The organism is Maritalea porphyrae, assembly GCF_027213965.1.
GTDB lineage: Bacteria > Pseudomonadota > Alphaproteobacteria > Rhizobiales > Devosiaceae > Maritalea > Maritalea porphyrae_A.
In genome coordinates, this window is sequence record NZ_JAPWGX010000051.1 from 1 (window position 1) to 262 (window position 262).

A 262-nucleotide genomic window follows, 5' to 3' on the forward strand; every position below is an offset into this window, starting at 1 on the left:
AGCCTGGCGAACGCGACTTCCAGACAGCCGTGCTGTTTCTGCCGAAATCCCGCGAGCTGACCGAGTACCTGCTCAACGCCCTGGCGGCGCGCCTGGGCGGGCGCGAGCTGTTTCTGGTCGGTGAAAAACGCGCCGGCATTGAACGCGCCGCCAAACAACTAGCGGGCTTCGGCCAGGCACGCAAACTCGACAGCGCACGGCACTGCCAGCTCTGGCAGGTACGGGTTGAGCACGCACCCGCCGCGCCGGACCTGCACAGCCT

1 protein-coding gene is annotated in these 262 nt (G+C 67.2%); it reads left to right on the top strand.

Translation table 11 applies throughout. The features are described 5' to 3' along the window. The coding region (locus O4H47_RS17990) for a hypothetical protein (protein WP_269395398.1) at positions 1–262 on the top strand (262 nt) is incomplete at both ends.